Source organism: Agathobaculum sp. (assembly GCF_050946325.1).
GTDB lineage: Bacteria > Bacillota > Clostridia > Oscillospirales > Butyricicoccaceae > Agathobaculum.
In genome coordinates this window covers 1-8,412 of the sequence record NZ_JBMNUP010000077.1, presented here as the reverse complement: position 1 = coordinate 8,412, position 8,412 = coordinate 1, and the positions used below count along the sequence as shown (strand labels likewise).

Below are 8,412 nucleotides of genomic sequence, written 5' to 3'. Positions count from 1 at the left end.
TCACATAGATTGGATATGCAATTTCATCCGGCGCATATCCCTCATAGCCATGCAGGCGTCCCTGCATGCAAAGAACCTTGCGGCCCGCAAGGCGGCCGAAGACGAACCGGCCTATATGGTCAGGCGCAGTTGAAGTACGAAAATACGGAATTTCCCCGTAAGGGATATATACAACGTCCTCCAGCTGATCGGCCAGCTGTCCCAAACCAGACCCCAGCACAAGGCCGACCTCGGGTGCAGCGGGCAATTTATTCTTCACATATGCAGCCGATTCCTTTACCTGTTTGCCAGTCATAGCCGTTCTCCTCCTTACAGTTTTTCCAGAATGTTATGAACATGCCGCTGGGTTTCCGCTTTTACCTTTTCAATATCAATCGTGTGATATTCCCCATTTTGATACAGAACATCGCCATCCACCATGGTAAGGACAACGTCGCACCCCTGCGCTGCATAAACAACGTTGCAGGCTGCATCCGTCATCGGCGTAAACTGCGGCGTATCGGTATCTATCACGCAAAGGTCGGCACGATACCCCGTTTTTATCAAACCACAATCTGTTCTCCCCTGCGAAAGCGCGCCGGCCCGCGTTGCCGCATGCAGCGCCTGTGCCGGTGTTACCAGCGTTGCATCGCGATAATACCCTTTATAAACCATCGCGAACAGATAAATATCCTGCAAAATATTCAGATTATTGTTGGATGCCGCACCATCCGTACCGATTGCCACACCAATGCCGCGCCGCAATAGTTCGGGCACATTGGCATACCCAGAAGCAAGTTTCATATTGCTTGCAGGACAGCAGGCAACCGTTACGCCGCAATCCTTTAAAATATCAAAATCCCCGCCCTCCAGCCAGACACAATGTGCAGCCGTTGTAGGCACATCAAAAACACCGTGCGCCCGCATATAGGCGGCGGGCGTCATCCCATGCCGCTGCTTGCAGCCCTCATGTTCAGCCTGAGTTTCGGACAAGTGGATATGCATACGCGCCCCATATTCTTTCGCCTGCGCAGCTACCGCTTCCACTACCTTCGGCGTGGATGTATATTCGCCATGGATGCACAGGTCAGCCAACAGCTGGCCGCCGTTCGTCCCGTGCAGTTCACGCAGCAGCATGAGATTATCCTGATAGGCCGCCGTCTGCTCATAGGCGCTGTCATCAAAAACAGTCAGCCCGCGGCTGAGATTGCACTTGATACCGCTTTCCAAAACAGCACGCGACATGCCATTCATAAAGAAATACATGTCGGTAAAAGAAACCGTACCGCAAGCCAGCATTTCCGTAATCGCCAGCTGTGTACCGTAATACACCGCCTCATCGCTCAGACAGTCTTCAAACGGAAACACTTTTTCATTGAGCCAGCGGTCCAGCGGCAAATTTTCCGCATAGCCGCGCAGCAGCGTCATCGGCGCATGACTGTGTACATTATAGAAGCCGGGCAGCAGCAGACGATGCCGCCCGTCATATCGCTCTCCGAAATCATCATCCGGCTCTGTATCGCCGATGTACGCAATTCTGCCGTCCCGTACACCAACATATTGCCCCCGTTTCAGGGCGAAAGACTCATCCAGCAGATCAATGTTGCAGAATAGCATAATTCTCTCCTTTTATGGGTATATATTGCGGTTCATATGTGTTGTTGCAGAGGTTTTCCCCAATGTACATTCATCGGCACGGCATAGGTGGAAAAACGTACGCCAAGCTCTGTGTTAAAATTATCAATCGATTTCATCAGACCAATACAGCCTACTTGAAACAAATCGTCGGGCGATTCCCCTCTGCCATGAAACCGCTGAATAACCGAAAGCACCAGGCGCAGGTTGCCCTGAATCAGCTCATCCCGCGCCTGCCGGCTTCCCTTTTTGGCGCGGAGCAGCAATTCGTCCGTCCTCTTTGCCGAAAGTACCGGCAGCCCAGATGTATTTATCCCACAAATCTCTACCTTGGTCTGCATGGAAAATTCCTCCTGTCCGTCACACCAAAGTGTATTCTATCAGAATTTTCCCCTGCATACCGAGTGAATATACCGACGAAATTTTTTGCCATTACACACGATTCGACTGTTTTTTCTTTCAATATATGCTTATTTCAAGGGAGCTCTACGCCGTCCGTCAGTTCTCCATTATTATGATGCCTCACTCGATTTTTGCAAATTGAGTACGACAATCGCTCCCAGAACCAGGGCTATTCCACACAGCTTATGTATGGTCATGGTTTCTTTCAGCAGCAAAACGCCGAGAATCGTTGCCACAACCGGCTCAACAGTCGATAAAATGGAAGCCTGCCCCGCCGGCACTTTGGACAGCCCTGCGGTATAAAGCAAGTATGCAAATACCGTGCCGACCACTGCGCAGCCAAGCGCGCTGAGCAGCACAGAAGGGTTCGCCGCCAGGCGAATCAGTCTGGCCGGCTCAGACAGCGGGAAGGTTGCCAAAGCCGCAAACACAGCCGTATATGCCGTAATGGTTTCCGCACCGTAATGCCGCAGTGCATACTTTCCAAAAATGCTGTATAACGCATAGCCAAAACCAGAGCCCAGGCCCCAAAGAAGTGCGGCCGGCGTCATCGTCAAGCCTTTGCCCGAAAAGGCGCCCGCCACAAACGCGCAGCCAAGCACAGTCATCACCAGCGAAAGCAGACCGCGTCCTGTCAGCTTTTCACGAAAAAGCGCGGCGCTCATCAGCAGCACAAACGCAGGTGCTGTGTACAGCAGAAGCGCCGCCACCGCCACGCCTGCATGACGAATACAGGTGATATAGCAAAAATTAAAAAACGCCAGGCTGCAGAGACCGGTTCCAACAAAATACAATAAATGCCTCGGCCGTTTGATCCGGAGCAATGATCTGTCCCGTATCAAAAGATACAGCACATATCCCAGCGCCGCGAAAGAAAACCGCATGGTAATCGTCTGCATGCTATTCAGGCCTGCGGCAGACATGATATGATAGAAAACAGGGATTGTCCCCCAGCATATTGCTGCGACAATGATGAGTAATCTTGCTTTTTTCATATATACAACGAACTTTCCTTAAAATACGTTTTTATTTTACCGCATTTTGGGAATCTGTGCAAGGGAAAAAGAGGAAGGAACAGAATCTGTTCCTTCCTCTTTTCATACCCATTTTAAAATATCCTTCCGCATACGCGCGATAATCCGCTTTTCCAGGCGGGAAATATAGCTTTGTGAGATACCCAGCAGATCTGCCACCTCCTTCTGCGTCAGGGCCTCTGGAACACCTATTCCAAAGCGCAGGGAGATAATTTGCTTTTCCCGCGCAGGCAGGCGTTCCAATGCGCGCCGCAGCAGCATCCTGTCTACATCGTCTTCCAAAGGGCGCATGACGCTGTCTGCATCCGTGCCCAGAATATCACTGAGCAGCAGCTCGTTTCCATCCCAGTCAGAAGAAAGCGGCTCATCAAAGGATACCTCCGTGCGGCGCCCTGCTATCTTGCGCAGATACATCAATATTTCATTTTCAATGCACCGTGACGCATAGGTTGCCAATTTGACGTTTTTATCGCTCCGATAGGTGCTGACTGCCTTAATGAGTCCAATCGTGCCGATTGATATCAGGTCCTCCGTACCCACACCGCTGGATTCAAACTTCCGTGCCAGAAAAACAACCAGGCGCAGATTGTGCTCAATCAGTATATTGCGCGCATCTTCGTCTCCCGCCTGGCAGGCAGCCGTTGCTTTCACCTCTTCCTCTGCTGAGAGCGGCGGGGGGAGAACATCACTGCCTCCTATGTAATATATGGTTTGATGCTTAGCCAAGGCTCGCAGTCTGACCAATACCAACAGCAGTCTCAAACGCATTTTCCTCTCCCTTTCAAACACCGATTAAGCCCTCATATGCACCCTGCCATGTTTTTTCCGGGCTGATAGCAATGACACAGTCCAGTATTTTGCCGTCCGCGCGCTTTACATAATCCGGGCGAAAAAACAGCAGCAGTCCCGCCGCCGTGCCTACCGCACTGTACGGCAGCAGGCCAAACCTGCAGGATACCTGCTCCGGCAGCAGCACCAACTGCGCCGCTGCATTTTCTCGATTTAAATTGTGCAATATATCCGCATATATACCAAGAAGCCGTTTTGCGGCCACCTTGTCAACAATAACAGCGGGGCGGCCGCATACCGGCTCGGTCAGCGTATTGCCTGTATCCAGCAAGACGCACACTGCACTTTCTTTTCCCATAAAACACACAGAAAGCTGCTCTACTTCACGCCGCAGCGGCCCATGCTGTGCATCTCCGCGCAGCAGAACGCCGCTGAGCGCATATCCTACGGCAGCCGACAGCAGCAACACACGCATCGGCACGGCAAAGTAATATCCCGCGCCATAAGAAAGCCGCCGCCCCGTCGCCATACCAAGCGCCGCCGCCAAACCTGCAAAGGCCGCTGAAACCAGCAAATACAGGCCGTACAGACGCGCCATTCTGTTTTCGCCTGCAAATGCCAGGCTGCATACCCCTATGCCTGCCAGCAGCCGGAGCAGCAGCGCAGCTGTCCACGGATATACCGCCGTTAACACGGCATAAGCGCCCCCGGCAGCAGCAGCGCACAGCAGGCGCACCCTGCGTATCCGAACGCCGCCCAAGCGGCCTGCCGCAGCCAGCGTTGCAAAATTCATAATACTGTTGACGACAAATAAAACGTCCAGATAAACAACCATATTTCCTCCCTTCTATCCGCAACCTATCATAACATATTCACTGCACATTTTTTGCCGAACCCATGCCGTCAAAATCAGTCGCGCTGACAGGCAGGACTTTTTGCAAAAAATGACGATAAGCGCTGGCACAATACAACAAAGGGAGCTGACCACATTCGTCAGCTCCCTTTGTTTGTATATAACATCGTCTGTTTACGCTTTCAGTGCATAGCTCCCTTTCTTTTTTATTTGCTGTTCTCTGCAAATTCTTTTAAAAGGGCGGCCGCCTGTTCCACATCCCGCACGGCACACATCTCGCTTGGAGAGTGAATATAGCGTGTCGGAATAGATACCGCGCCGGAAAGCACCCCACTGCGCACACGCTGCAGCGCCGCGGTATCTGTGCCGCCAAACTGCAAAATCTCCCGCTGCACAGAAATGCCGCACGCTTCAGCCGCCTTTTCCAGCTCTTCACGAACAACCGGCGCGCAGATCACGGAGCGGTCCATCACTTTAACTGCCGGCCCGCTTCCCAATTTGACTGCCATTTTCACTTTTTGTTCGGGCAGGTCACCCGTATCGGTTACATCCACCGCAACCGCGATATCCGGCTCAATCGCAAAAGCCGCAGTCCCTGCGCCGCGCAGACCGACCTCTTCCTGCACCGTAAACACAAAATACAAATCGTTTTCCGGTTCTGTCTGCGCCAACTGTTCCATCGTCAGCAGCAAGGTGACACAGCCAATACGGTTATCTAAATAAGGGCCGCAGATAATGCCGTTTTGCTCAAAACACGGCGCTTCAAACACCGCAAAATCGCCCGGCCGCACCATTTTTTCCGCATCTGTTCGGTCCCGCGCACCAATATCAATAAACAGATGATCAAGCGTCAGCTCTTTAAGCGGCGTTTTTTCCTCATAAGAAATCACACCGCGCGTACCATTGGCAAAACGCACTTGGATATTGATTAAATCCCCCTGAAACAGACCGCCAACCTGTGAAAAGCGAACAAAACCGTTTTCGTCAATATAGGTAGCCACTACGCCAATCGAATCCATGTGTGATGCAAACAGAATCTTCTTTCCAGGACCCTTTCTGCGGCAAATCAGATTGCCCAAGGTATCCGTTGTGATATCGTCCACATAATCGCCCGCCAGCGCGGCGATCATCTCCCGCACATCATCTTCTCGGCCGGACGGTCCAAACGCGCCGCCCACCTGTTTATACAAATCGAAAACTTTGCTCATATTGTTTCGTCCCCTCCAATTTCCTCCAGGAATGCGCGTGCAGCCGACAATACCGCCTCACAGTCCACCTTGGCCGCCACACTGGACGGCGAATGAATATACCGGACAGGCGCAGCCAGTGCACATACGCGAACGCCCGAACGGCTTTTGTGGATTCTGCCGGCATCCGTGCCCCCTGAAATACGGCTTTTTGTCTGCCACGGAATATTTCGCTTGATGCAGGCATCCCGCAGCAGTTCGAACAGACCCGCGTCATAAATCGTCGCACCATCCATAAAGGGTATAACCACACCGTGACGCAGGCGGCATACTGCTTTTCCGCCATCGACGTCTGCCAGATCAGCAGCCGTTGTTCCCTCCAGCACAAGCACAAAACCAGGGTCCAGCGCATACGCCATCGTTGCTGCGCCGCGCAGCCCAACCTCTTCCTGCACGGTAAAGCAAAACCAGGTATCAACCGGCGGCTCCTCTTCCATCAGTTTCAGCAGCGCCGCGCAGCCCACGCGGTCGTCAATCGCTTTTGCCTTCAGCAAGCCGTCGCCAAACTCCACGGTGTCAGAATCAAAAACACCGTAATCGCCAAGCGCAACGCTTCCTTCAGCCGCCGCCTTACTGGACGCACCGATATCAATATACAAATCTTTTGTTTTTGGCATTGTTTTCCGTTCGGCTGCCGTTGTCAAATGTACCGCCTTGATGCCGATAACGCCATGGGTTTCGCCAAACCGCACAGGACGGCCAATTACCACCCGCGGATCAACGCCGCCCACAAAGCCAAATTTCAGCATACCATCATCTGTAATTTTCTTAATAATCACGCCCACTTCGTCCATATGCGCGCACAGCGCAACCGGGCGCTCCAGCGTTTTCTTCCCTTTGCGGAATGCCATTATATTTCCCATGGAATCCGTGCGGATTTCATCCGCAAAAGGCTTTGCCGCCTTACGGATATAGTCTCTTACTGCATCCTCGCAGCCGGAGGGACCCGCCAGCGCACAAAGCGCTTTCAACCGCTCAATCATGCGTCCACCTCCCCATCGAACTTGCGGACAAACTGATAAATCAGTTCAGCCACAGTTTCTACATCAGACAGGGCAACCGTTTCCACCGGCGTATGCATATATCGTTCCGGAATGGAGAGCAGAGCCGTCGCAATACCGCAGGCCACAATCTGCATGGTCCAGGCATTGGTGCCCGTATTTCCCTCCATCACTTCCAGAGAATAATCAATATCATGCGCCTTAGCCGTTTTTATCAGCATTTTAGTCAGTCCTCGATGCAGGTTAGGCCCCATACCGATCGCCGCACCGCTTCCAAGCTCAAACACGCCGTCCGAAGGGCCGTCCGGCGTCTTTCCATGTGTCACATCAACTGCAATCGCGTATTCCGGCTGTATGGCAAACGCTCCCGCCTGTGCGCCGAGTCCGGTCACCTCTTCCTGTGCGCTGAACAAAACAGCAATATTGCATTTGAGCTTCTTTTCCTTTTTCAGTTTTTCCATCGCCAATAAAATAGCGGCGATACCGGCCCGATCATCCAAACTCCGACTGGACAGCTTATCCCCCATCAAACGAATCGGTTTTTGGGCAAATACAACAGGCGTGCCAACCGGAATGCGCTCCCTTGCATCTTCCAGTCCCGTATCGATCAGCATCTGTTCAACTGGCACAGCGTTATCCTGTTCTCCTGTCTTGAGCAAATGCGGCGGCATGCAGGAAACCACGCCATAGAGCGGCTCGGCAGTCAAAAGAGTCACTTCGCCCGCCAGCAGCATGCGCGGATCAACGCCGCCAACAGGGGCAAACCGAACAAACCCGCCGTCCAGCACCTCAGTGACGACAAACCCTATCTGATCCAGATGCGCGTCCAGCAATATCGTTTTCGCGTGTTTCTTTCCGCAGCTGCGCCAGCCGATCACATTGCCCTGACGGTCAATTTCTGTCCGGTCGCAAAAGGGCTGCAGCAAATCTGCGGCTTTTTGTGCAGCCTGCGCTTCAAACCCACTGACAGCAGGCAGCGCGCAAAGCAATTGCAATGTTTTTTCCAAGTTCAAGGATATATCCTCCTTTTTTCCAGCTATTCAGCTATGCCTATTATAACCGTTTCCGCCTTCGGTTACAAGTCTGCTGAAAAACACATTTTCCATGTGCAGGCAGACAAATAGCAGGAGGTTTCCCAACGCTTTATTTTTATCATACATATAACTCTATTATCGCTATCAAAACCACAAAAAATCCCCCGTATACTGTTACCAGCAGTACGGGGGATTTTAGGATATTTACAGCTTGGCCAGCTCCTGTGCGATCAGCTTGTTGATGATCTGCGGATTGCCCTGCCCCTTGGAAGCCTTCATGCACTGGCCTACCAGGAAGCCGGTGACATTCTTGCCCGCCTTAAAGTCGGCAACCGCCTTTTCGTTCTTTGCAATGACCTCCTGCACGATGGCAAGGATCGCGCCTTCGTCCGACACCTGTTTCAGACCCATGCGCTCGACGATTGCTTCCACCGTTTC

Annotated in this window: 7 protein-coding genes and 3 pseudogenes; all 10 read right to left on the bottom strand. The window is 52.3% G+C overall.

Annotated elements, in window-relative coordinates; translation table 11 throughout:
• A pseudogene (locus tag ACOYIE_RS07120) lies at positions 1-295 on the bottom strand (purine-nucleoside phosphorylase); the annotation flags it as partial.
• A gap of 14 nt (positions 296-309) precedes the next feature.
• Positions 310-1,596 carry an amidohydrolase gene (locus ACOYIE_RS07115; protein ID WP_433411799.1) on the bottom strand — a complete coding sequence of 429 codons (1,287 nt, stop codon included), beginning with the start codon at positions 1,594-1,596 and terminating at the stop codon, positions 310-312.
• 71 nt (positions 1,597-1,667) lie between these two features.
• Positions 1,668-1,955: pseudogene (locus ACOYIE_RS07110) on the bottom strand (sigma-70 family RNA polymerase sigma factor); the annotation flags it as partial.
• 171 nt (positions 1,956-2,126) lie between these two features.
• Positions 2,127-3,011, bottom strand: coding sequence for a DMT family transporter (locus ACOYIE_RS07105; RefSeq protein WP_433411797.1), 885 nt, complete (start codon positions 3,009-3,011; stop codon positions 2,127-2,129).
• A gap of 102 nt (positions 3,012-3,113) precedes the next feature.
• A complete protein-coding gene (gene sigE, locus ACOYIE_RS07100) occupies positions 3,114-3,818 on the bottom strand; it encodes an RNA polymerase sporulation sigma factor SigE (protein WP_433411795.1) in 705 nt (234 codons plus the stop codon).
• Between the two features lie 13 nt (positions 3,819-3,831).
• The gene (locus ACOYIE_RS07095) at positions 3,832-4,674 is read right to left on the bottom strand and encodes a sigma-E processing peptidase SpoIIGA (protein ID WP_433411793.1); all 843 of its coding nucleotides are present in this window, start codon (positions 4,672-4,674) and stop codon (positions 3,832-3,834) included.
• Between the two features lie 224 nt (positions 4,675-4,898).
• Positions 4,899-5,900 carry a M42 family metallopeptidase gene (locus tag ACOYIE_RS07090; protein ID WP_433411791.1) on the bottom strand — a complete coding sequence of 334 codons (1,002 nt, stop codon included), beginning with the start codon at positions 5,898-5,900 and terminating at the stop codon, positions 4,899-4,901.
• Complete coding sequence (locus tag ACOYIE_RS07085) at positions 5,897-6,922, bottom strand: M42 family metallopeptidase (RefSeq protein ID WP_433411789.1); 1,026 nt, start codon at positions 6,920-6,922, stop codon at positions 5,897-5,899. Before ACOYIE_RS07085 ends, ACOYIE_RS07090 begins: the two co-directional genes overlap by 4 nt.
• Entirely contained in the window at positions 6,919-7,953 is a 1,035-nt protein-coding gene (locus ACOYIE_RS07080) for a M20/M25/M40 family metallo-hydrolase (protein WP_433411787.1), read from the bottom strand. The genes ACOYIE_RS07085 and ACOYIE_RS07080 overlap by 4 nt, the downstream gene beginning before the upstream one ends.
• 225 nt (positions 7,954-8,178) lie before the next feature.
• A pseudogene (locus tag ACOYIE_RS07075) lies at positions 8,179-8,412 on the bottom strand (Asp-tRNA(Asn)/Glu-tRNA(Gln) amidotransferase subunit GatB); the annotation flags it as partial.